21 protein-coding genes are annotated in these 22,599 nt (G+C 71.6%); 7 read left to right on the top strand and 14 right to left on the bottom strand.

Going from position 1 to position 22,599, the window contains the following annotated elements; translation table 11 throughout:
* Positions 1 to 92: 92 nt before the first annotated feature.
* The 6 genes from ACFWB8_RS28690 to ACFWB8_RS28665 all read right to left on the bottom strand — a co-directional run bounded on the left by ACFWB8_RS28690 (position 93) and on the right by ACFWB8_RS28665 (position 6,297).
* On the bottom strand, positions 93 to 932 hold the full coding sequence (locus ACFWB8_RS28690; RefSeq protein WP_385233237.1) for a carbohydrate ABC transporter permease: 840 nt from the start codon (positions 930 to 932) through the stop codon (positions 93 to 95).
* Positions 929 to 1,888 (bottom strand): carbohydrate ABC transporter permease, encoded by a 960-nt coding sequence (locus ACFWB8_RS28685; protein WP_385233234.1) that lies wholly within the window; start codon positions 1,886 to 1,888, stop codon positions 929 to 931. Before ACFWB8_RS28685 ends, ACFWB8_RS28690 begins: the two co-directional genes overlap by 4 nt.
* A 6-nt stretch (positions 1,889 to 1,894) precedes the next feature.
* Positions 1,895 to 3,202 carry an extracellular solute-binding protein gene (locus ACFWB8_RS28680; RefSeq protein WP_385233231.1) on the bottom strand — a complete coding sequence of 436 codons (1,308 nt, stop codon included), beginning with the start codon at positions 3,200 to 3,202 and terminating at the stop codon, positions 1,895 to 1,897.
* A gap of 161 nt (positions 3,203 to 3,363) precedes the next feature.
* Positions 3,364 to 4,407, bottom strand: a complete 1,044-nt coding sequence (locus ACFWB8_RS28675; RefSeq protein WP_385233228.1) for a LacI family DNA-binding transcriptional regulator — start codon at positions 4,405 to 4,407, stop codon at positions 3,364 to 3,366.
* Positions 4,408 to 4,495: 88 nt separating this feature from the next.
* A complete protein-coding gene (locus ACFWB8_RS28670; protein WP_385233225.1) occupies positions 4,496 to 4,801 on the bottom strand; it encodes a hypothetical protein in 306 nt (101 codons plus the stop codon).
* Between the two features lie 62 nt (positions 4,802 to 4,863).
* Positions 4,864 to 6,297, bottom strand: coding sequence for a glycoside hydrolase family 16 protein (locus tag ACFWB8_RS28665; protein WP_385233222.1), 1,434 nt, complete (start codon positions 6,295 to 6,297; stop codon positions 4,864 to 4,866).
* Between the two features lie 324 nt (positions 6,298 to 6,621).
* Between ACFWB8_RS28665 and ACFWB8_RS28660 the strand changes: the two genes are divergently transcribed.
* Entirely contained in the window at positions 6,622 to 7,461 is an 840-nt protein-coding gene (locus ACFWB8_RS28660) for a serine protease (RefSeq protein ID WP_385233219.1), read from the top strand.
* Between the two features lie 572 nt (positions 7,462 to 8,033).
* Here the strand turns inward: ACFWB8_RS28660 and ACFWB8_RS28655 are convergent.
* Positions 8,034 to 9,290, bottom strand: a complete 1,257-nt coding sequence (locus tag ACFWB8_RS28655; protein ID WP_385233216.1) for an esterase/lipase family protein — start codon at positions 9,288 to 9,290, stop codon at positions 8,034 to 8,036.
* A 596-nt stretch (positions 9,291 to 9,886) separates the two neighbouring features.
* The gene (locus tag ACFWB8_RS28650) at positions 9,887 to 10,330 is read right to left on the bottom strand and encodes a MarR family winged helix-turn-helix transcriptional regulator (protein ID WP_385233213.1); all 444 of its coding nucleotides are present in this window, start codon (positions 10,328 to 10,330) and stop codon (positions 9,887 to 9,889) included.
* Between the two features lie 88 nt (positions 10,331 to 10,418).
* On the opposite strand from ACFWB8_RS28650, the gene ACFWB8_RS28645 reads away from it, so the two are divergent.
* Positions 10,419 to 11,342, top strand: a complete 924-nt coding sequence (locus tag ACFWB8_RS28645; RefSeq protein ID WP_385233210.1) for a zinc-binding alcohol dehydrogenase family protein — start codon at positions 10,419 to 10,421, stop codon at positions 11,340 to 11,342.
* A gap of 100 nt (positions 11,343 to 11,442) precedes the next feature.
* Here ACFWB8_RS28645 and ACFWB8_RS28640 read toward each other — a convergent pair whose 3' ends face one another.
* A complete protein-coding gene (locus ACFWB8_RS28640) occupies positions 11,443 to 12,096 on the bottom strand; it encodes a MerR family transcriptional regulator (protein ID WP_385233207.1) in 654 nt (217 codons plus the stop codon).
* 97 nt (positions 12,097 to 12,193) lie between these two features.
* On the opposite strand from ACFWB8_RS28640, the gene ACFWB8_RS28635 reads away from it, so the two are divergent.
* Positions 12,194 to 12,700, top strand: coding sequence for a DUF4188 domain-containing protein (locus ACFWB8_RS28635; RefSeq protein ID WP_385233204.1), 507 nt, complete (start codon positions 12,194 to 12,196; stop codon positions 12,698 to 12,700).
* Between the two features lie 84 nt (positions 12,701 to 12,784).
* Here ACFWB8_RS28635 and ACFWB8_RS28630 read toward each other — a convergent pair whose 3' ends face one another.
* The 3 genes from ACFWB8_RS28630 to ACFWB8_RS28620 form a co-directional block, all read right to left on the bottom strand.
* Complete coding sequence (locus ACFWB8_RS28630) at positions 12,785 to 14,257, bottom strand: multicopper oxidase family protein (RefSeq protein WP_385233201.1); 1,473 nt, start codon at positions 14,255 to 14,257, stop codon at positions 12,785 to 12,787.
* A gap of 157 nt (positions 14,258 to 14,414) precedes the next feature.
* Positions 14,415 to 15,059: an RDD family protein gene (locus tag ACFWB8_RS28625; protein WP_385233198.1), complete on the bottom strand. Its 645-nt coding sequence runs from the start codon at positions 15,057 to 15,059 to the stop codon at positions 14,415 to 14,417.
* A 231-nt stretch (positions 15,060 to 15,290) separates the two neighbouring features.
* Entirely contained in the window at positions 15,291 to 17,237 is a 1,947-nt protein-coding gene (locus ACFWB8_RS28620; protein WP_385233195.1) for a bifunctional metallophosphatase/5'-nucleotidase, read from the bottom strand.
* A gap of 183 nt (positions 17,238 to 17,420) precedes the next feature.
* On the opposite strand from ACFWB8_RS28620, the gene ACFWB8_RS28615 reads away from it, so the two are divergent.
* The gene (locus tag ACFWB8_RS28615; protein ID WP_385233192.1) at positions 17,421 to 18,152 is read left to right on the top strand and encodes a carbonic anhydrase; all 732 of its coding nucleotides are present in this window, start codon (positions 17,421 to 17,423) and stop codon (positions 18,150 to 18,152) included.
* 36 nt (positions 18,153 to 18,188) lie between these two features.
* On the opposite strand, the gene ACFWB8_RS28610 is transcribed toward ACFWB8_RS28615, so the two are convergent.
* The gene (locus tag ACFWB8_RS28610) at positions 18,189 to 18,938 is read right to left on the bottom strand and encodes an anti-sigma factor domain-containing protein (protein WP_385233189.1); all 750 of its coding nucleotides are present in this window, start codon (positions 18,936 to 18,938) and stop codon (positions 18,189 to 18,191) included.
* Positions 18,935 to 19,519, bottom strand: a complete 585-nt coding sequence (sigK, locus tag ACFWB8_RS28605) for an ECF RNA polymerase sigma factor SigK (protein ID WP_385233186.1) — start codon at positions 19,517 to 19,519, stop codon at positions 18,935 to 18,937. Before sigK ends, ACFWB8_RS28610 begins: the two co-directional genes overlap by 4 nt.
* 281 nt (positions 19,520 to 19,800) lie before the next feature.
* On the opposite strand from sigK, the gene ACFWB8_RS28600 reads away from it, so the two are divergent.
* The 3 genes from ACFWB8_RS28600 (at position 19,801) to ACFWB8_RS28590 (ending at position 22,485) form a co-directional block, all read left to right on the top strand.
* Positions 19,801 to 20,040, top strand: coding sequence for a chaplin (locus tag ACFWB8_RS28600; protein ID WP_385233183.1), 240 nt, complete (start codon positions 19,801 to 19,803; stop codon positions 20,038 to 20,040).
* A 167-nt stretch (positions 20,041 to 20,207) separates the two neighbouring features.
* A complete protein-coding gene (locus ACFWB8_RS28595; protein ID WP_385233281.1) occupies positions 20,208 to 21,815 on the top strand; it encodes a molybdopterin-dependent oxidoreductase in 1,608 nt (535 codons plus the stop codon).
* Between the two features lie 61 nt (positions 21,816 to 21,876).
* On the top strand, positions 21,877 to 22,485 hold the full coding sequence (locus ACFWB8_RS28590) for a fasciclin domain-containing protein (RefSeq protein ID WP_385233180.1): 609 nt from the start codon (positions 21,877 to 21,879) through the stop codon (positions 22,483 to 22,485).
* The last annotated feature ends 114 nt before the right edge of the window (positions 22,486 to 22,599 follow it).

Raw genomic sequence — 22,599 nt, 5'->3', positions numbered from 1 at the left:
TGGGGGTGGGGGAAAGGGCCGGTCGCGCGTGGTCCCGCGCGGCATCCGCGTTTCGTTCCGCATCGGTCGGTGCTTCGTCTTCGTTCGGTGCTTCATCCCTTGACCGCGCCCTGCATGATGCCGCCCACGATCTGGCGGCCGAGCAGTCCGAAGACCAGCAGCACGGGCAGCGTCCCGAGCAGCGTGCCCGCCATGATCACGGACTGGTCGTGGACATAGCCGCCGCCCAGCTGGCGCAGCGCGACCTGCACGGTCGGCTCCTGCGAGGAGAGGGCGACGACCGGCCAGAAGAAGTCGTTCCAGGCCGTCATGAAGGTGAGCAGGCCCAGCACCGCCATGGCCGGCCGTGCCACCGGGACGACGATCGACCAGAAGATCCGGGCGTACGAAGCGCCGTCGACCCGGGCCGCCTCGACCAACTCGTCCGGCAGCGACTGCGTGAGGAACTGGCGCATGAAGAACACCCCGAAGGCGGAGACCAGTCCGGGCAGGACGACCGCCTGGAGCTGGTTCACCCAGTGCAGTTCGACGATCAGCATGAAGAGCGGGATCACGCCCAGCTGCGGCGGGATCATCATCGACGCGACGACCACGCTCAGCAGCGCACCGCGCCCGCGGAAGCGCAGTTTGGCGAAGGCGAACCCGGCCAGGGTGGAGCACAGCACCGTGCCGACGGTGATGGAGGCCGACACGATGAGGGAGTTCAGCAGGGCCGTGCCGATGTCCGCCTCGTCCATGACGGCCCGCAGATTGTCCAGCAGGCGCGGACCGGGCAGCAGGGTGGGCACCGGCCGGGCCAGCTCGGCGTTGGACCGGCTCGCCGCGACCAGCGTCCAGTACAGCGGGAAGGCGGAGATCAGCACCGCGCCGACCAGCACGGCGTACGTGAGCCTCCCGCCGCGCTGCCGGGCGGCGGTGACGGAGGCGCTCATCGGCCCGCCCCCTTGTTCGCGCCCGTCCTCGTCCTCGTCCCCGTCCTCGTCCCTGAACGGCGCCGTGCGACCAGGACGTTCACCCCCACCAGCGCGACGATCAGCAGGAACATCACCCAGGCGATGGCCGCCGCCCGGCCCAGGTGGAAGAAGCCCCAGCCCTGCTCGTACATGTACAGGCCGAGGGTCTGGTACTGGTGCGAGATGCCCCCGGACATCGAGCCCTCGAAGAGCAGCGGCTCCCCGAAGAGCTGGGTGGCGCCGATCGTGGAGACGACCACGGTGAAGACGATCGTGGGACGCAGCCCGGGCAGCGTCACGTGGAGGAACTGCCGCATCCGGGAAGCCCCGTCGACCTCCGCCGCCTCGTACAGCTCGCCCGGGATGCTCTGCATGCCCGCCAGGTAGATCAGCGCGTTATAGCCGGTCCACCGCCATACGACGATGGAGGACACGGCGATCTGGGAGGCGGCGGTGCCGCTCTGCCAGTCCACCGGATCGAAACCCACCAGCCCCAGCGCGTAGTTGACGAGCCCGAAGTCCCGCCCGAAGAGCTGCGCGAAGATCAGCGAAGCCGCGGCGACCGAGGTCGCGTACGGCAGCAGCAGCGCGGTACGGAAGAACGTCAGCGCCCGCAGCCGGTAGTTGAGGACATGGGCCAGCCCCAGAGCCATCAGCAGCTGGGGCACCGTGGACAGCACCCCGATGGTGAAGGTGTTGCGCAGGGCCGTCCAGAAGAACGTGTCGGTGAAGAGGGCCGTGTAGTTGCCGGCGCCGCGCCACTCCAGCTCCCCGGGGGTCTGGAGTTCGACGCGGCAGAGGGAGACGTACGCCGTGTAGATCAGGGGGAACAGCCCGAAGGCGGCGAACAGGGTGAAGAACGGCGCGAGGAAGGCGTACGGGGACAGGCTCCCCCGCCGCCCGCGCCGGGGGAGCGGCTGCGCGGTCAAGGTCACGGCCGCTCAGCCCAGTGCGTTCTTGATGGCCTTCTTCGCGTTCGACCAGGCCGTGTCCGGCGGCGTGCCCTTGCGCTCCACCTCGCTCAGCGCATTCGCGATCTGGTCGGCGATGTCCTTGTCGTGCAGACCGAGCACCTGGACGGGTGACGTGCCGGCGGCGTCACCGAAGATCTGACCGATCGGCGCGTCGGAGAAGTACGGGTCCCTGGCGTCCGCCACCTGCCCGATGGCCTTGGTGCTGGAGGGGAAGTTGCCCTGCTTGCGGAAGAGCTTGGTCTGCTGCTCGGGTGCGGTGAGCCACTTGATCAGCTCGTACGCCTCCTTCTTGTGCTGGGCGGCGCGGGGGACCGCCAGGTAGGAGCCGCCCCAGTTGCCCGCGCCGCCCGGCAGCTTCGCGACGTCCCACTTGCCCTTGGCCGCATCCCCGGCCTGGCCCTTGATGTAGCCGAGCATCCAGGCGGGGCAGGGGATGGTGGCGAAGGAGCCGGAGGAGAACGCCTGGTTCCACGGCGGCGACCACTGGTCCAGCTTGGCGCTGAGCCCGTCGGCGGCGGCCTTGACCGAGGCCTCCCAGGCGGCCTTCACCGCCGGGCTGTTCTCGTAGACGAGAGCGCCCGAGGCGTCGTAGTACCTCTCCTTCTCCTGACCCGTCATGATCGCGTTCAGACTGCCGACGTTGTCCAGCCAGGCGCTGCCGGCCGGGGCCTTCGCCTTGTACTGCCTGCCCAGTTCGAGGTATCCGTCCCACGTGGCCCAGCGGGCGGCGAGTTCGGCGCGGTCGGTGGGCAGGCCCGCCGCCTTCAGCAGATCGCTGCGGAAGCACATCGCCTCCGGGCCCACATCGGTGCCGAGCCCCAGCACCTTGCCGTCCTTGGTCGTCGCGGCCGACCACTTGGCGGCGGCGAACTCCTCCTTGAGGGTGCCGGCGCCGAACTCGGCGAGGTCAACGAACTTGTCGGCCTGCTTCTGGGTGACCGAGGCGATGCGGCCGACCTCCAGGCCCTGTACGTCGGAGAGACCGCCGCCTCCGGCGAGCCGGGTCTGGAGCGCCTTCCAGTAGTCCTGCTCGTCCTCGGTGTCGGTCTGCTTGATCTTGATGTTCGGGTGGAGCCGCTCGTACTCGGTGTACAGACCGGTCTCCTGGTACCCGAAGGCGCCGAACAGGTCGACGGTCAGGGTGATCTTGCCGCCCGCGCCGTCGGAGGACCCGGCGTCCGAACCGGAACCACCGCACGCGGCCAGGAGGACTCCGGCGAGGGCGACGGCGCCGAGGCGGACCGTGGCTCTTTCGACGGCTCGGGGGATGGACATGCGGGGCCTCCTCGGCAACGGCTGACTCGGTTCCGGAGCGGGCTCGAGAGCATTTGAGAGCGCTCTCAGAACGCGAGTGGAGCGTGCACCCCATGACCGTCCCCCGTCAAGAGGTCGGACCGGGCGGAGTCAACAGGTCGGGCCGGCGCGGGACTTGGGGATCAGGCCGAGGCGCGGCGCACCAGAGCGGTCGGAGTGATCACCGAGCCGGGGACGCTGTACGAGCCCTGCGCCTTGTCGAGGGTGCGCAGCAGCAGACGGGCCATCAGGCGCCCCATGCCCTCGATGTCCTGGCGTACGGTCGTCAGCGGCGGATCGGCGGTCTCCGCCACCAGCTCGGCATCGTCGAAACCGACCAGCGCCACGTCCCCCGGCACCGCCAGACCGCGCTCGCGCAGCACCCGCAACGCACCGGTGGCCATCAGGTCGTTCGCCGCGAACACGGCGTCCAGCGTCGGACAGCGTTCCAGCAGCTCGGCCATGGCCCGGGCCCCGCCCGCCGCGGTGAAATCCCCCTCCGCGATCAGCGCCGGGTCGGAGTCGAGCAGCACGTCCCGGTAGCCGTCCAGCCGGTCGGTCGCCGAAGTCTGGTCCAGCGGCCCGGCGATGTGCGCGATCTGCTGGCGCCCCCGGGACAGCAGGTACCGCACGGCCTCGCGCGCGCCCCCGCGGTTGTCCGCGTCGACGTACGCCACCCCGCCGTGGCCCCCGGCGCCGGCCGTCCACCCCGGACGGCCGCCGTACACCGTGGGCATGCCGATGCGGCGGGTGATCGCGGGCAGCGGGTCGTCGGTGTGCAGCGAGAAGGCCAGCGCCCCGTCGACGTGGCCGCCGGCCAGGTAGCGCTCGATCCGGTCGTAGTCGCCGGTGTCCTCCACCAGCAGCAGCACCAGCTGGGTGTCGTGCGCGGTCAGCTCCTTGCTGATGCCGCGCACCTGGCGGGAGAAGAAGGGGTCGGAGAAGATCCGGATCTCCGGTTCGGCGATGATCACCGCGACGGCCCCGGTGCGCCGGGTGACCAGCGTGCGGGCCGCGTGGTTGGGCACGTAGCCCAGGTCCCGGATGGCGGCGCGGACCCGGTCCGCCAGCTGGGAGCGCACGCCGTCACCGCCGTTGACGACACGGGACGCGGTGGCCCGGGACACCCCGGCGCGCTCCGCGACCGCCTCCAGCGTGGGGCGGTTACCGGGAAGCTGTTCGGGCACGGGCGCTCCTCATGCGTGTCCGGGGGCGGTTGCCTCGCCGGACAGCAGGGTAACCCGTACCGCCGGGAGGGTGAGAGCGCTCCCGTCGCTACGGGCCGGTTCCCCAGCCGATGCCGAGCGTCAGCCCGGTTCTCAGGCCCACGGGGTGGAAGAAGGCGGAGTAGTCGCTCTTCGCCGCGCCGCCGTAGTACGCCGCCGGGCTGTACCAGGACCCGGTATCCAGGGCGACACCCCGGTTGAACGCGGCGCAGAACTCCGCGCCCGACGCGGTGACGCCCTGGGTGTAGTCCGGCGCCGCGGCACGGACCGGTGTCGGGGCGGTCAGAGCCGCGGCCAGCAGGGCGAGCAGCGCCGCCGGTGCCGCCAGCGCCGCCGGTGCGGCCGGTGCGGCCAAGGGGGCGCGGCCCGCGCGATGGAGGGGGCGTGGGGTGTTCGTGTGCGGGCTCCTCCGTCTGCTCAGTGCCCGAAGTCGAACCAGTTGACGTTCACGTAGTCGGCCGGCTGGCCGCTGGTGAAGGTCAGGTAGACGTCGTGCGTGCCCGTGACGCCCGTGATGTTCGCCGGCACGGTCCGCCAGCTCTGCCAGCCGCCGGTGTTCGCGATCGAGAAACTGCCGATCGGCGCGCTGGTGCGGCTGTCGAGGCGGACCTCGACGAGCCCGCTCACGCCGCCGGCCGCGCCGCCGGCGACGCGCCCGCGGAACTGTTTCGCCGTGCCGGCGCCGAAGTTCACGCCGCGGTACAGGGCCCAGTCGCCGTTGGCTATCGCGGTGACGTCCTGGCCGCCGCCCGTGTCGGTGGTGGTCTCCTTGGCCAGCCCGGCCTGGTCGTCGTACGACTCGGCCTGGATGGCGGAGTACGCGTCACGGTTGCCGTCCGGCGGGGTGGTCGGGGGAGTGGTGGGCGGAGTCGTCGGAGGCGTCGTGGGCGGGGTGCTGCCTCCCGACGACTGGAGGACGGAGACGTAGTCGACGACCATCGGGTGGCCGGGCTGGGTGCCCGCGTCGGGGCCGCCGCCGAAGGCCGCCGGGAACTCGCCGCCCATGGCGACGTTCAGGATGATGAAGTAGCCGTGGTTCGTGGCGTTGGTCCAGGTCGCCGCGTCCATCTGGTTCGCCCGTACGGTGTGGAAGTTGACCCCGTCGAGGTAGAAGCGCATCTCCTCCACGGCGGTGGAGCGGTCCCACTCCACGGCGTAGGTGTGGAAGCCGCCCTGGCAGGTGGTGCCGGTGCAGACGCGCTGGCCGCCGATGCCGGACTTCTCGTTGCACGGGCCTCCCGGGCTCGTGCCGCAGTGCATGGTGGCCCACTCGTTGTTGATGCCCTGGACGTTCTCCAGGACGTCCAGTTCGCCGACCCCGGGCCAGTTCCACCAGTTGCCCCGGTAGGGCGCTCCCAGCATCCAGAACGCCGGCCAGTACCCCTTGGCCTCCGGGCCCGTGACGTCGGGCATCTGGATGCGGGCCTCCGTACGCAGTTTGCCGCCCGCCGGGGCCTGGAAGTCGGAGCGCCGGGACTCGACGCGTCCGGACGTCCAGTTCCCTGCAGCGTCCCGGCGCGGGGTGATCCGCAGGTTTCCGGCGCCGTCGAGCGAGACGTTGGCGGGGTCCGCGGTCATCGTCTCGACCTCGCCGGTGCCGAAGCCGGCGGGGCCGCCGGGGTAGCTCGTACCGGTGGTGTACTGCCAGTCGGCGGTGTTCACCCCGGAGCCCGCGGCCCCGTTGAAGTCGTCCAGGAACACCTGGGACCAGCCCGCCGGCGTCGGTGGGGCGACGGCGTTCGCGGGCAGGGTGACGACCGCCGCGGCGGCCGCCGCCACGGCCGTCGTGCTCAGGGCGGCGATGACCGCCCGCCGGGCGGACCGCCGTTTTCCATCGGATGTCAGACGCATGGGTGGGTGCCCTCTCTGAGGCGCCGTGGGGGCGCGGTGTGGGGGGAGGCGCGGTCCGGAGCCGGGGATTGAGAGCGCTCTCAAACGGCGCCGTGGCCACTGTGCTCCCCGGTCCGGGGGTCGTCAAGGGATGTGCCGGGAATGGCGGTCGGGCCGCAGGCCCGTTATCGGCCGTTGCCGGGAATCCGCAAGCCTGAATGCAGCCGTTGTGTCCGGGCACCCAACTGGACACGCCCTCTTGTGAGTTGGGGCGGAGATCCCAACAATGCGCATGACAACCGGAGGATCTTCGGTTCGCAATCGTCATCAGAGGGGAACCCCCACATGAACAAGCCTCTCGCCGGCGCCGTGTTCTCGCTGCTCCTGATAGGAGCGGCGGCAGCACCGGCCGCGGCCTCGGCATCCCAGGGCTCGGCCACCCGGACCGCCGTCGCGGTCAACTACGCCGGCACGGTCGCGCTGAGCAACTGTTCCGGCTCCGTCGTCCGCGCGCCCGGCTCCCAGCCCACCGACCTCGCGCTCGTCCTGTCCAACGGCCACTGCCTGGAAACCGGCTTCCCGGCGGCCGGTGAGGTCATCAAGGACCAGGCGTCCAGCCGCTCCTTCTCGCTGCTCAACGCGTCGGGCTCGAAGGTCGGGACGCTGCGCGCCAGCAAGATCTCGTACGCGACGATGACCGACACGGACATCTCGATCTACCAGCTGACCAAGACGTACGCGCAGATTCAGAGCCAGTACGGCATCAGCGCACTGACCCTCAACGACGCCCGCCCGACGCAGGGTTCGGCGATCAAGGTCGTGTCCGGGTACTGGAAGCGGACCTACAGCTGCAACATCGACGGGTTCGCGTTCCGCCTGAAGGAGGGCGACTGGACCTGGAAGGACTCGGTCCGCTACACCTCGTCCTGCAACACGATCGGCGGCACCTCCGGTTCGCCCGTGATCGACACGACGACCGGCAAGGTCGTCGCCGTCAACAACACGGGCAACGAGGACGGCCAGCGCTGCACGGAGAACAACCCGTGCGAGGTCGACGAGACGGGCAAGGTGACGGTCCGCCAGGGCATCAACTACGCCCAGGAGACCTACACGATCGTCCCCTGCATCGCCGCAGGCAACAAGATCGACCTCACCCGCCCGGGCTGCACCCTCCCGAAGCCGTAACCCACCCCGTAGCCAACCCCCGCCCGCCCCACCCAGGGGCGGGCGGTCGTGGGCGCGTCCGTCGATACTGCTGGCCATGGCGACCTGGAGTGCCTGGACTTCGCCGGAACGCCGGGCAACCCGGATCGCCGGCCGGACCTTCCCGCTTCGGCGAGCAGCGCTCCTGTGTGATCGCCCGGCGGATGCCCCTGCGGGTCACCGTCCCCGGCGCCGGGCAGCTGACCCCAGACCTGCACGCGAGTCTGACCCTGGGCGGAGCGGAGCCGCGAGGGGCAGCGAGCCGACTGGAGTCACCCTCACCCTCCAGCTGCCGGACGGCACTTTCGGCACGGCGAAGCCAGCCACCCGCATGGAGGACGCCCTGCTGGGCCTTCAGGGCTGCCGCCCGGAAGGAGTCCGCATCGTGGCGTGCATCAGCTGCGCCTTCTCCGACTACAACCCGGGGGGCTTCATCGCAACGCACCCGACCTGTTCTGGTACGTGGTCGGTGCGGCGGCGGGCTGGCTCGTCCACTCGGCGCTGAGCCGGGGTGGGCGGGACGGCCGTCGGGCCGGCCCCGCCCACCCCGGTGGTCACTCGGCCGTGATCTCGTTCACGATCCACGCCCCGAGTTCTTCGGTCATGGTCGTGTGGCCTTCGTTGCGGCCGGCGCAGTGGAAGGCGTCGAGCGCGCTGTCGCCCTCCGTGATCGGGTGGTACAGCGCCTTCGGGTCGTTGATGTCGCCGGACGCGACGGCGCTGATGCTGGGGATGAAGCAGGACGTGGTGATGACGTCCGGGTCCACTTCGTTGCCGAGGAGGCTCATGAGGAGGGCGGCGAGGCCGAAGCTGCCGGTGTCGCCGGCCGGGGACTGCATGGTGAACAGGCCACCGGGAGCACCGTCGATGTCGGGCAGGCCGCTGGTGCGAACCACGGTCGCCTCGTCGGCCGCCTTCTGCAGCCTGGCGACGATCTGCTCACCCTGGGCCTGGATCTTCAGCCAGGTGTCCTGCAGTGTTTCACCGTCGCCCCTCACCGCGGTCGCACCGGCCTTGGCGCCGTTTCCGATGCCGGTCTTCACGCCGTTGGCGACACCGATCTTGCGGACGTTGCGCGGCCATCCCCCGAATTCTTCGAGCTTTCGGAGGAACGCCAGCCGCTCCGGTGCCTGCCCCGGCTCGGCGTCGACCTTACCGATGTGCCACCGTGCCATCTCCTTCGCCGCGGGGCTGTTGAGCAGCCCGGAAAGCTGGCGCAGCACGGGGCCCAGGGTGGGAGTGTCTCCCCACTTGTCCGTCGCGTAGTGGGTGAAGGCCTGGAGGGAGACGGGGAACCACGCCCCCAGGTGAGGGGTGTCGTAGGAGAGGTAGGTGGCGGTCTCGTGATCGGGAAGGCTCGGGTCGTGGTCCATCCTGGCCAGCGCGTAGCGGGTGATGAGCCCGCCCATGCTGAAGCCGCCCACGACCAGCTTCTCGCGGCCCACCCGCTCGTCGACGGCCCGGCGGATGCACTCGATCGCGGTCTCGGCGTTGGCCGTGATCGAGGCTGTCCGGTCGTGGTAGCCGAGGATGATCACATCGCGGCCGGTGGCGTGAAGTTCGCTGACGAAGCGGAAGTTTCCGTTCTCCTCCAGCCCGTGCCAGAGCTGGTCCAGGTTGGTGGATCCGCCCGAGAAGCCGTCGGAGAGGATCACGGGTCGCGTGAGCTGTCGGCGGTTCAGCGGGCTGTAGTACACCCAGGCCGTGCCGCCCTCCAGGGGCCACTCGTCGTGTGCTTCCGGCGCGGGAGGAAAGGAGGAGCGGGCCTGCGGGGAGGCGGGCCCCCAAATGTCAACGACGGTGTTGGACATACCTGGTCGGCTCCTTGCGTAGTGATGGAATCGCCGCACGGCAGGCGCGGTGACCCGGGGCGGGCAGGGGCGCTCCCGATACTTGGCAGCCCCCTGCCGCAGGGCATCCTCCCCCCGTGTCCTCGGCCGCTCCCCGTGCTTTTAACCAGGGAAACCATCCCTCCGAGTGATCATTTAGAGCATTTGGGCCCTTGGCCGAGCGCTAAATCGTTTCGCCATCCGGGGGTTGCCCGAAGGGCCGGCCGGCCCCTCGGGCGGGTCCGGGGTCCACCCCCGGCAGGTGATCGAGGTGATCGAGGTGATCACGTTCAAGTGCCGGGCGCATCAGGACGCCGCCTGGCCCGCCCCGACGGGCGCCGGACGGGGAGCCGCACGACCATGCCCTCGGACGCCCCCACGGTGGACCGGCCGCGCAAGTCCACCTCGCCGTCGATCGCCGTTGCCGGTCGTTGCCCTCGGGCGTACTCACGCCCGGCCGGGCCGGGCCGGTGACGTTCCGGCGTTCCCGCGGGTCGTGGCCGCCGTGATCGCGCCACCGCCCACCGCCTCGGCGCTCGATCCGGCAACTACGGCTCGATCCGCGCCCGCTGTGCCGATCAGGCCGGGGTCCCCGCTGCCTCGTGGAGTCTGGTCAGCAGGGCGGTCAGCTGCCTCTGCTCACCCGGGGTGAGTGGTGCCAGCAGCTCGGCATTGGCGGCTTCGGCCAGAGCCGCGCAGCGGGTGAGGACGGCCGTGCCCTCCGAGGTGACGGTGACGGCGTTCTTGCGGCGGTCGGAGGGGTCGGGGGCGCGCAGGGCGAGGCCCTCCCCCTGGAGGTGGTTGAGGATGCCGACCATGTCCTTGGGGTCGACGGCCAAGCGACGGCCCAGGTCGGCCTGGGTGACGGGCCCGTACTCGGCGATCGCGGCAAGCACCGCGTGGTGCATGAGCTTCAGCCCCTCCGCGGCGATCGCGTCGGCGACCATGCCCCGGCCGCGCGCCGCGACGCGGCCGACGAGCCAGGTCGGCAGGGACTGGATGCGCTGCAGGTCCGAGGTCATGTGCTCAGCCTATCCAAAAATCATTGGACATCCCAATGACTTTCGGTCTACCGTTGGGATACCCAATGAAACTGGATCGGGAGGTCCTGTGCTGCGCATTCGCCATGAGGTCAACGGTGGACCCGAGGTGCTGTTCGCCGAGGAGGTCGACCGACCCGAGGCGGGAGCCGGGGAAGTGCTGATCCGGGTCGCGGCGGTCGGAGTGACGCTGCCCACCGTGCGCAAGGTGCGGGAGGGCAGCGAACCGATCTCGTTCGGCGGCGAGGTCGCCGGCGAGGTCGTCGCCGCAGGTGCGGGAGTCACCGCCTTCGGCGTCGGAGACCGCGTCACCGGGCTGTGCTTCGTCGACGCCTACGCCGAGTTCGCGGTCCTGCACACCGCCATGACGTCCCGGATCCCGGACGGCGCGACCGCCGTGGAGGCGGTCGCGCTGGTCCGCAGCGGGCTGGTGGCGCGCGGTGCCTACGAGGCCGCGCGCATGGAGTCCGGCGAGTCGGTCCTGGTCACGGCGGCGGCCAGCGCAGTGGGCACGCTCGCCCTCCAGTACGCCAAGGCCGGTGGGGCGGCACGCGTCGTCGCCGCCGTCAGCAGCGCGGACAAGGCCGACTTCGTCCGAGGGCTGGGCGCCGACGAGGTCGTCCTGTACGAGGACGACGACTGGGGCGCCCCGTACGACGTGATTCTCGACGGCGTCGGCGGCGACCTTCTCGGCCCCGCCGTACGGGCCCTCGCGACGGGCGGCCGGCTGGTTGCCTTCAGCTCCGGCGGCGGCACGGTGGAGGCGTATGAACTCCTGGTTCGCGGGGCTTCGATGATCGGCTTCCAGATGCGGGCCATCGCTGTCGGCAAGGCCGAACTGTACGACCGGTGGCTGCGCGAGCTCTGGCAGATGCGCGACGCCGGCACCCTGCGCACCGCCGTACACGAGGAGATCCCCCTCGGCGAAGCCGCCCGAGCCCACACCCTCATCGAGCAGCGCCGCAACCTCGGCAAGGTCGTTCTCGTCCCCTAGACCCTCTCCGTCGGGTCATCACAGGACGGGCGGTGATGGCCGGCAGCCTCACGGACCAGTCGTGGACGGTGCAGGTCGCCGGGAGCAGGTCCGGCGGGCGCTACAGGCCGTACCGGCGGGCCGACTCCTCCTCCTGGGCCAGGCGGTGGAGGGCCTTCAGGACCGGCTGGAAGAGGATGGCCGCCGCCACGGCCGTTTCGACCCTTTCCGCCTCCGTCGGGTGCGTCTCCACGAAGTCCAGGTCGCGCACCGCCGCCTGGTGCATCAAATCGCCGTACGGGGCCATCAGTTCGGCCTTCCAGGGGTAGCCGAGGCGGATCAGCGTCGCCACCGCCACCACCAGCTGCCGGTGTACGGGTGAGAGCGCGCCGAGCTCCCGGGCGGTCGCCCAGCCCAGCATCTCCAGCAGCCGGTCCACCTCGTGCCGCGCGGCGGAAACCGCCTCGTCCTCGTCCTCGTCATCGGCCTCCGGTTCGGGCCCCTGCGGCAAAGCCCACAGGGCCGCGCCGAGCCGGATCGTACGCCCCAGCGAGTCGTCGTCGACGTGCGCGAGCACCTCCCTCGCCTTCGCCACCGGCACCCCGCCGACCTGGATGAGTGCCCGTACCAGCCGCAGCCGCCGCAGGTGCCCCTCGTCGTACTCGGCGGTCGTCGCGCTGACGCGCCGTCCGGGCGCCAACAGCCCTTCCCGCAGGTAGTACTTGATGGTGGCGGTGGAGACCCCGCTCCGCTCGCTCAGCTCCGCCAGCCGCATCCCTTGAACCTTCCGTTGGAGAGTGTCACTATCCAACCACGCGCGGTCAGTGGCGTCATGGACAGTGGCGTCATCCAACCAGGGATCCGGAGACAACGTGTCCGCCCAGCCGATACCCGGCCGCACCACCGCGGCAGCCGAGGGCGACGTCGTCGTCCTGTTGATCGGAATGCGCATCAACCACTTCTGGGCCGTGCACCACTGGGTCCCGGTCCTCCTCGCCATGCCCCGGATGCTCCGCGAACTCGCCCGGGACAAAAGCCGGGGCCTGCTCGGCCACGTGCTGCTCACGGCTTCGCCCCGCACCTACTACGTGGTCCAGTACTGGGAGTCCAAGGAGAAGCTCTACGCCTACGCGGCGGCCCCGGACATGTTCCACCACCGGGTGTGGGCCATCGTCAACCGCAAGGAGCGGGCGGGCAGGAACCGCGGGCACGTGGGCCTGTGGCACGAGTCGTACATCGTCCCCGAGGGATCGTACGAGTCCATCTACGCCGACATGCCCCCCTTCGGCCTGGCCGCCGCCACCGGAGGGCCGCTCCCCGTCGAAGCCCGCGGCCGTCGCGCCGCCGACCGTTTCGCCCACCGCTCCACGACGGACTGAGACAGGCGGACGGGCAGGCAGGCAGGCAGGCGCGCCGGGCCGGGACCGGAACCTCTCCGCCCCCGGCCCGGCGCGTCAACAGCCTCAGCGCACGCGGAAGTTCGCCATCATGCCCATCGCCGAGTGGTCCAGCATGTGGCAGTGGTATACGTACGTCCCCTTGTACGTGTTGAAGGTGGCGTGCAGCTTCACCGTCTCTCCCGGCATGAGCCGCACGGTGTCCTTCAGCCCCGCCTCGCCCGGCGCCACCGGCGCCCCGTTGCGCTCCAGCACCCGGAACTGCACCAGGTGCATGTGGAAGTTGTGCGGGACGAACTTGTTGGCGTTGGTGACCGTCCAGACCTCCGAGCTGCCGAACGCGACCGTCTGGTCGATCCGGTCCGGGTCCCAGACCTGCCCGTCCAAGAGCCCCCGCGGCTCCAGGCGGCCGTCCTCGTCCACCATCATGACGATGTTGCGCTGCACCGTCGGCGCCGGCAGCGAGGCGACCGCGGGCAGCGTGCGCAGCGTGGCCGGCACCCGGCTCGGGTCGGCGGCGGTCCGTACGACGTCGAACCGCAGCACCTTGCCCACCTGGTCCGGGGAGCCCGGGCCCAGGGTGTTCTCCAGCACGATCTGCGTGCCCACCGGGTAGCGCGAGAAGTCGATGACCACATCGGCCCGCTCGCCGGACGACAGTCCGATCGAGTTGGTCGGGAACGGGCTCTCCAGCAGGCCGCCGTCCGACCCGATCTGGATCATCTCGCCGCCGTCCGAGAGCCGCAGCTGGAAGAACCTCTGGTTGGAGGAGTTCTGCAGCCGGAAGCGGTACTTGCGCGCCGCGACCTCGAAGTACGGGCTCGGCTTGCCGTTGGCGAGGATCGTGGTGCGCCCGAACGCGTCGCCCATGACGTAGACGAGCTGCCCGGCCTCGTCGAACCGCGCGTCGCGCAGCGCGATCGGCACCTCGTACTGGCCGGACGGCAGCGGCAGGGCGCGCTCGGCGTCGTCCGAGAGCAGGTACGTGGCCGAGAGCCCCCGGAAGACGTGCTCGGATTCCATGTGGTGGGCGTGGTCGTGGAACCACAGGTGCGCGTTCGACTGCTCGTTGAGGTAGGTGTACGTGCGCGAGGTGCCCGGCCCGAAGGTGTCCATCGGGCCGCCGTCCTGCTCCGGCGGCACGTTGGCGCCGTGCAGGTGGATGGAGACCGGCATGTTGTGCGTGTTGCGGTGGCGGACGACGACCTTGCGCCCGCTGCGCGCCCGCAGCACCGCGCCGGGGAAGTTCCCGTCGAAAGTCAGCACCTTGGTCTGCACCCCGGGGATGATCTCCCGGTCGACCTCCTTGATGGTGACGGCGTACGTGTCCTGGCCGCCCCAGGTGGAGATCGGCGAGAGCAGCGGCAGCCGGGGCATCTTCACGGTGAACGGGGCCGGCACCGCCACCGGGGCCGCCGGCGCCGCGGGCGCGGCCTCCGCCGACCGGGCGTTGACCAGCGGCAACAGTGCGCCGCCGGTTATCAGGGTGCCTCCGGTCGCGGCGATGGCACCGCCGATCACGCGTCGTCTGGTGACCATGGGATGTCCTCCTGGGGATTGGTGCACACGGCCGTCAATCGCACATGTGTTGCGCCGCGAGTGCATCCGATCCGGCTCGCACCGCACTGGAGCCCAGGTGGTTCAAACGGCAGGAGCCCGTCCGAATCCGGACGGGCTCCTGGCGGCGGACCGGTGCTCAGCCCTTGTCGACCTTGATGACGACGGTGCTGCAGATCTTGTCGGCGAAGGTCTGCTTCTTGCTGTCCCACAGCGGCCACAGCCACCCGAGGTAGCAGGGGAGACCGTCGACGATGTGCGCCAGCTTGCGCAGGAACGCCATGCCGAAGCCGAGCGTGCTGCCGTCCGCCTCGCGGCGCAGGCTGATGCCGACGACCTTCTTGCCGATCGTCTGGCCGGTGGAGCCTTCCTTGTAGAGCTGGAAGAAGCCCATGCCGAGGGCGTAGATCAGGCCGATGATGAAGAAGGGGCCGGGGCCCGCGGTGGCCGGGTCGTCCGCGTTGGCCATGTCGATGAAGCCCAGCGCGTACATCGGACCCAGGATGATCAGGCCGTCGAGGAGGTACGCACCGACGCGCAGGCCCCAGTGGGCGAGCGGCGGCATTCCGGAACCCGGCATGCCGGGCATCCCGGGCATGCCCGGGGCCGGCGGGTACGCGCCGTACGCCGGCGGCGGCGGGGTCTGCTGCTGCGGGTAGCCGTACTGCGGGGGGACGCCCTGCGGAGCCTGCTGCGGGTAACCGGGCTGGCCCTGCTGGGGGTAGCCGGGCTGACCCTGCGGCGGCTGCTGGCTGTACGGGTTGTTCGGATCGCCGAAGCTCATGGCGAGGTCTCTCCAGTGTCTCAAACGGGGACGTAACGGCAAGGACCGAGGGACTTCACAACATGAGCGGTTTGCCCCCCTGCGCGGCCGCGATCTAGCGGCCCCATCGTGTTCGTAACATCGACTGCTTGTCCAATCCGTTCGCCAAGGCGCCCCGAACGGCGCCCGGTCCGGCCGAGCCCCTCGAAGGCCTCGGAGCGCCGCTGCCCGGAACCCAGCCCTGCGCGCCCGTCAGCAGACCGGGCGCCGCCCCATGTCCCGGGCGGCCTCCTCGGCGGCCGCGACCGGGGTCGGCAGCGACGGCACCGGCTCGGAGGGCGCGAGCAGTTGCGCCGAGAGCCCCGGGGCGGCCGCGGCGCCCTTCGCGGTGACGCGGCCGGTCGACACCGCCTGCAAGGTACCGAGAGCGGCGACGTACGCGACGAAGCTCTCCATGTCGCGCCGGTGCCGGACCGGGTCCCGGTACCCGCCGAGCGCCGGGTACCCGTCCTGCCCGGTGAGCGTGTACGAGGGGGTCACCAGCCGGTACGCGCCGTCCAGGCGCAGCGCGGCGCCGCCGATGACCACATCGGCCGGAGCCACGCGGTTACCGGCCGGCCCGGCCGCGTCGAAGGAGTACCGGACGTTCCCCGAGACCGCGAGCGGCGCGTACGTCAGGGCGCCGCCGGCGTCCAGCGCCCACTGCTGCTCCAGGGCGTCGTGCAGTTGCCGTCCGCTGACCGTCGCCGAGACCAGCGGGCAGCCGTATCCGACGGCCTTCCACGCCCGCTCGAAGGTGACGGGATCCTCCTCGGCGGATGCGAGGAGGAGATCGGTGTTGATGACGCTCCGGCCGACCCGCGGCGCCAGGGCGATCAGCGCCAGGTCGGCGGGTCCGTGCTCGGCGCGGGGGCTGGTGTCGAAGGAGTCCGGGGCCTGACCGGCCGCCCACAGCGCCCAGTCGGCCACCAGGTTGCCCATCGTGCTCTCCCCGGTCGGTGCGAGGCGGCGGCGGAAGGACGTGCGTTGTCGGCCGATGACCGTCGCCGCGCGCCGGGCGGCGTAGCCCTTCCAGTAGTCCACCACTTCCTGAAGGTCGGCATCGGGCGTCATGTCCCGGCTGTTGGGGTGATTGGTGGAGGTGGTCAGCTCGCGGACCACCGTCCCGGTCACCGGGTCGAGCCGCAGGTTGATCTCGTTGACGAGCTGGCCGTGGCAGCCGGCCTCGACGAAGGGCCTCGGCCGCCCGTCGGGGTCGGGCAGCATCATGTTGAAGGCGCTGTGCCAGTGCCCGGTCACGATCGCGTCGATGTCCGGTGACACGCGCAGCGCCAGCTCGTACGCCGGTCCGCTCGGCTCGCTGCCGGAGTCGAAGGCGGTCCCCGCCGTCGCCCCGTCGTGCATGCTGAGCACGATGGCGCCCACACCGCGCGCCTTGAGCTCCGCCGCGCAGCGGTTGGCGGCGGCCAGCTCGTCCAGCGTGGTCAGGCCGGGCTGGAAGGAGTTGGGGAAGCCCTCCGTGCCCAGGGCCGTCAGGTGGATGAAGCCGATGGGCAGCTGCCGGCCGTCCGGCGCCGGTACCCACTCGATGTTGTACGGGGGCAGCACGGTCGCCCCCGCCTGGCCCGCGACGGCGTTGGCGCTGTAGTAGCGGAAGTCGGCGCCGTGGAACCGCAGCCCCCGCGAATCGGGGAAGGAGTTGGTCAGCCCCTCGCCCTCGTACGGGACGCCCTGTTCCATGTGCTGGAGCAGGAAGCCGGGGGTGCGGTCGAACTCGTGGTTCCCGGCCGTCGCGAAGTCCAGCCCCAGCCGGTTCAGCGCCTCGATCGTCGGCTCGTCGGACAGGGCGAAGGCCGGGAACTCCCAGCCCGAGAAGAGGTCCCCGGGCGCGAAGAAGAAGGACCGGGCGCCCTCGGCGCCCCGCTCGGCCCGCAGCCGCTTCAGGAGCGTTGCCATGTACGCGACCCCGCCGACGTTGTACTTCGTTCCGTCGGCCCCGGTGATGACGGAGTCCCGGAGCGGGGGGTCGCTGAGATAGCCGTGCAGATCGGTGATGTTCAGCAGCTGCACCTCCACGTACCCCGCGGCGCTGACGGAGTCGAGCGCCGCCCGGGTGGCCGCGGCGGCGGTCCCCGCGACGGCCCGGATCCCGAGGACCCCGGCGCCGGTCAGAAATCCACGTCGGCCCAAGCCGTCCATCCGCATCCGCGCTCCCGATCCGGCGCGCTCGACCGCGCGTGAAGAGACCTGAAGAGACTTGTAGCAGCGTTTGCGTCCGCCGCGTGAGACGCGGCCGGGGCGAACGAGCCCGCTCCGGGGCGGATCCCGTCAATCTTCCCGCGGCGCCGGGTCGGACCCGGGAGACGGGGTTAGCGTCCCCCCATGCATTCGAACATACAGCCGTCGTCCGTCAGTTCGCCGTCGCGCCGCGGCCTCCTTCGCACCGCACTGGCGGGCACGGCCGCGGCCGGTTCCGTCCTCGCCCTCGGTTCCGCCTTCCCGGCCTCCGCGGAACCCGTGACGGACGGCCGCCCCACCACCCCCCAGGAGGCGCTGGGCCGGCTGTCGGCCGGCAACAGGCGCTGGGCCGCGTACCGTCAGGAACACCCGCACGAGTCCCCTTCCGTACGCCTGCGGCTCACCGAGGCCCAGCACCCCTTCGCGATCGTGCTGGGCTGCGTCGACTCCCGGGTGCCGCCGGAGCTCGTCTTCGACCAGGGGCTCGGCGACCTGCTGACGGTGCGCTCGGCGGGCGAGGTACTGGACGAAGCGGTGCTCGGCAGCATCGCGTACGGCGTCCTGGAACTGGACATCCCGCTGGTGATGGTGCTCGCCCACCAGTCGTGCGGAGCCGTCGGTGCCGCGGTCCACGCCGACGAGACCGGGGAACGACTGCCCGCCCACATCCAGTACCTGGCCGAGCAGATCGGGCCCGCCATCGACCACGGCCTGCACGGTGACGCCCGGGTCGACGCCACGATCGACGCCCACGCGCGCAGCACCCGCCGACGGCTGGCGGCCGAGCCCGACCTCGCCCGCCGCATGGCCACCGGCAAGCTGGCCGTGGTCGCCGCCCGCTACCAGCTGCGCGACCAGCGGATCCGCACCCTGTGACGGTGACTCCGCGGGCCGGCGGCCCGGCGGGTCGGCCTAGGCGGGGAGGCCGAGCAGGAGCAGCGGGCTGCCGGTGGGCTGGGGGGAGCCGCCGGCCGGTTCGAGGGTCAGGCCGACGGCGCCCGCGCGCCCGACCGCCCCGTGCATCAGCACGGCGCCGTCGCGGGCGAGCAGTCCCGCCGGGCGCATGACGCCGTGATCGGCGAACCAGAGCTGGTACGTCCTGCCCGGCCCCGCAGGCGGCAGCCCGGCGGCGAGGAACACCGCCCGGTCCCGGGCGGCGGAGGCGACGACGGTCGCGGCGGCCCCGTTGCCCGTGCGGCCATGGGTGATGCGGGCGTCGGGCGCCGTGAGGACCGAGGTCACGTCCTGGCTCCGGGCGGCGGCCTGGTCCGCCTGCTGCCGGGCCTGCTCCGCCTGTCGGCCCTGCCAGAGCGAGACGCCGCCCAGCGTGGCCGCCGCGGCGACGGAGGCCGCCACCGCCCAGGGGCCGGCCCTGCGGGTGAGCAGGCGCAGCCGCCGGGCCGGACCGCGCACCACGGGCACCTCTGGTGGGAGTTGGCGGACGGCGCCGACGCCGTGCAGGACGGCCGCCTTCATGCCCGGCGGCGGTGCGAGGGCCACGCCGGCGGCCAGGCGCGCCGCGGTCGCGTCGAAGCCGCGTACCTCCTGGGAGCAGGCGGGGCAGTGCTCCAGGTGGGCGGCGAAGGCCTCGCGCTCCTCTTCGGTGAGCGCGTCCAGGGCGTAGGCGCCGGTGAGGGTGTGCATTTCGTCGTCGTGCTTCATGTGGTCACCCCCATGCAGTCGCGCAGCCGGATCAGCCCGTCGCGCATCCGGGTCTTGATGGTCGGAAGGGGGGCCTGCAGGGTCTCGGCGACCTCGCGATACGTCAGCCCCTGGTAGTACGCGAGGGTGACGGCCTGGCGCTGCAGCTCGGTCAGGCCGCGCATGCACCTCTTGACCTGCTCGCTCTCCAGCCGCGCCTCCACCTGCTCGCTCACCTCGTCGAACGGCCTGCTCTGCTCCCGGACGCCGACGGCGTGTTCACGGGTGGACGAGGCCTGGGCGGAGCGGACCCGGTCGACGGCGCGGCGGTGGGCGAGGGTGGCGACCCAGGTCGCGACGCTGCCCTGCTCGGGACGGTACCGGGCGGCCTGCCGCCAGAGGTCGATCATCACCTCCTGGGCCACTTCCTCGGACTGGGCCCGGTCGCGCACCACCTTGACCGCGATGCCGAAGACCGTGCCGGCCACCGCGTCGTAGAGCGCGGAGAAGGCGGCCTCGTCCCCTTGGGCGACCCTCGCCATCAGTTCGGCGAGATCCGGGCCGGGCTGCTCGCGGCCGCCGAACCGCGGTTGCGGCCTCATTCGTACATCCATCGCATGAACGTTCCTTCGTGGCGGCCGGACGCTGTGGGCGCGCTGTGGGTGCCTTCGCTTCCTCTTCGTGGCCGAACCCCCCGGCGGATTGGTCCGGCTGCCCTGCAATGTGCCCGCCGGGGTCATCCCTTCGAGGGAATGAGCCTCGGCAGACAGTCGGGAGCCGCCCCGGAGGCCGAAAGAAGGGGTGCGGACCTTGCCAAGGCCGTGCGATGCGCCCCTGGCACGTCGCAGGAGATTTCGATTTCGGGAATCAAAGGAGACATCTGATGTCGCGTGTTCTCAAGAGCGCCGCGCTCGCCCTCGCCGCCGGCGCCCTGGTCTTCGGAGGCGCCTCCGCCGCCACCGCCGACGCCACGGCGGAGGGCGCGGCCATCGGCTCGCCGGGCGTGCTTTCGGGCAACGTGGTCCAGATTCCGATCCACATCCCGATCAACGTGTGCGGCAACTCGGTCAACATCATCGGTCTGCTCAACCCGACCGCCGGCAACACCTGCATCAACGCCTGACCCGTTCAGTGGGAACAACCGCGCGGGTGACGGCAGTCGGCGCCGCCACCCGCGCGGCGGTCCCGGCGGAACCTCGCTCGGCCTGAACCTCGCTCGGCCTGAACCTCGCTCGACCCGATTCTCGCCCGACCGGATGAACGACCCATCCGGCGGCCGGTGCACGCCGAATACCGGTCGTGAGCACCAACCGAAGGACCGTCGAAGGCGGCGCACTCGCCGTGGCGAGCGGCCTGTTGTCCGGGTACGCGGCACTGGCCGTCGCCGAACTGGCCGCCTCGCTCCTGCGGCCCCGGGCCGGGCCGCTCACCGCGGTCGGCGGTGCGGCCATCGACCGGACCCCGCCGGCCCTGAAGGACTACGCGATCCGCGCCTTCGGGGAGAACGACAAACTGGTTCTCCGGCTCGGCATCCTCGCCGTACTCGCCCTGAGCTCCGCGGCCTTCGGCCTCATCGCCCTGCGCCACCGGCGCACCGGAGCCGCGGCCGTCCTCGCGTTCGGGCTGGCCGGGGCAGTCGCCGCGGTGTCCCGGCCCGACGCGACCGGTGTGGCCGACGCGCTGCCGTCGGTGGCGGGCGCGGTCGTCGGCGCCGCGGTACTCCACCTCTTGGTGGGCGGGGTGACCGGGCCGTGGGCGCTGTTCTCGGCCGGCGCACCGGGCGGGCAGGAGCCGGGCGGGGAGTCCCGCCCGAGCCGGCGCGGCTTCCTGTTCGCGGCCGGTGCCGCGGCGCTCGCCGCCACCGGCGCAGGCGCCCTGGGCCGGGCCGTGACCGGCCGGCGCGGCCGGGGCGCGGTCGCCTCGCGGGAGGCCGTACGACTGCCCGCGCCCGCCTCGCCGGCGGCGCCCGTCCCGCCCGGGGCGCAGCTGCGGATTCCCGGGGTCAGCGCCTTCACCACGCCCAACGCGGACTTCTACCGGGTCGACACCGCGCTCGTGGTGCCCAGGGTGGACGCGGGTGCCTGGCGGCTGCGCGTCCACGGCGCGGGCGTCGACCGCCCGCGTACCTTCACCTTCGAGGAACTGCTCGGCCGGAAGCTGATCGAGCGGGACATCACCTTGACCTGCGTGTCGAACGAGGTCGGCGGCCCGTACGCGGGCAACGCGCGCTGGCTCGGCGTACGGCTGGCCGACGTGCTGCGGGAGGTCGGGGTGCGGCCTCCGTCGACCGGCGGCCCCGCCGATCAGCTGGTGGCCCGGTCGGTGGACGGGATGACGCTCGGCACCCCCGTCGAGGACGTCATGGACGGCCGGGACGCGCTGCTCGCCGTCGGGATGAACGGGGAGCCGCTGCCCTTCGACCACGGCTTCCCGGTCCGGATGGTGGTCCCCGGCCTGTACGGCTACGTATCGGCCTGCAAGTGGATCGAGGACATCGAGCTCACCACCTTCGACGCCTACGACCCGTACTGGGTGAGGCGGCAGTGGGCCCCGAAGGCCCCGATCAAGACCCAGGCCCGGATCGACACCCCCAAGCCCTTCGCCCGGACCCCCGCCGGGACCGTCATGGTCGCCGGGGTCGCGTGGGCCCAGCACCGCGGGATCACCCGGGTCGAACTCCGGGTCGACGACGGCCCGTGGGAAGAGGCCCGACTCGCCGAGCAGGACACCTCCGACACCTGGCGCCAGTGGTCCTTCCCCTGGAAGAGCGCCCCCGGCGGCCACCACTTGACCGTACGGGCGACCGACGGCGCCGGCGAGGTGCAGACGGAGCGGCGCAGCCGCACCGTCCCCGACGGCGCGAGCGGTTGGCACAGCGTCTTCGTCACGGCCGGCTGACCGGCCCCCAACTTCCTTCCCCCGCATGTCACCCACCCCTCCCTTTCCCTTGGAGAACGCGATGAACACCCTTCGTATCCGCCGTACCGCCCTCGCCGTCGCCACGGCGGCCGTGCTGCCGCTCGCGCTGGCCGCCTGCTCCGAGGAGAGCGAGGACTCGGCGGCCGGACCGGCCGCCGCGGCGCCGGTGACGGCGGACGAGCCCTTCGGACCCGCCTGCGCCGGGGTCCCCGCGGAAGGCGCGGGCAGCTTCGACGGCATGGCCAAGGACCCGGTCGCCACGGCCGCGTCGAACAACCCGGCGCTGTCCACCCTGGTCGCGGCGGTCAAGCAGGCCGGCCTGGTCGACACCCTGAACAACGCCAAGGGCATCACCGTGTTCGCGCCGACCAATGCGGCCTTCGCGAAGATCCCGAAGGCCGACCTCGACAAGGTCCTCGCCGACAAGGCCACCCTGACCAAGATCCTCACCCACCACGTCGTCGCACAACAGCTCACGCCCGGGCAGCTGGAGAACGGATCCTTCGAAACCTTGGAGAAGGGCAGGGTGACCACGGCCGGTTCGGGTGACGCGTACCGGCTCGACAACACCTCCAACGTCGTCTGCGGCAACGTCCGCACCGCCAATGCCACGGTGTACATCGTCGACACGGTCCTGCTGCCGAAGTAGCCCAGGAGCAGCCCTGAGGCAACCCCGGTCCGCCCCCCCCGCCCCCCGCGGGGGGGCCGGCCCGAGCTGTGTATTATAAACAAAAAACAGCCCCCCAGTCACGTCAAAAAAAAA

Origin of the sequence: Streptomyces sp. NPDC060031, from assembly GCF_042736805.1 — a bacterium.
Classification (GTDB): Bacteria; Actinomycetota; Actinomycetes; order Streptomycetales; family Streptomycetaceae; genus Streptomyces.
The sequence above is the reverse complement of the archived record's forward strand: the minus strand, read 5'-3'. Positions and strand labels throughout refer to the sequence as shown.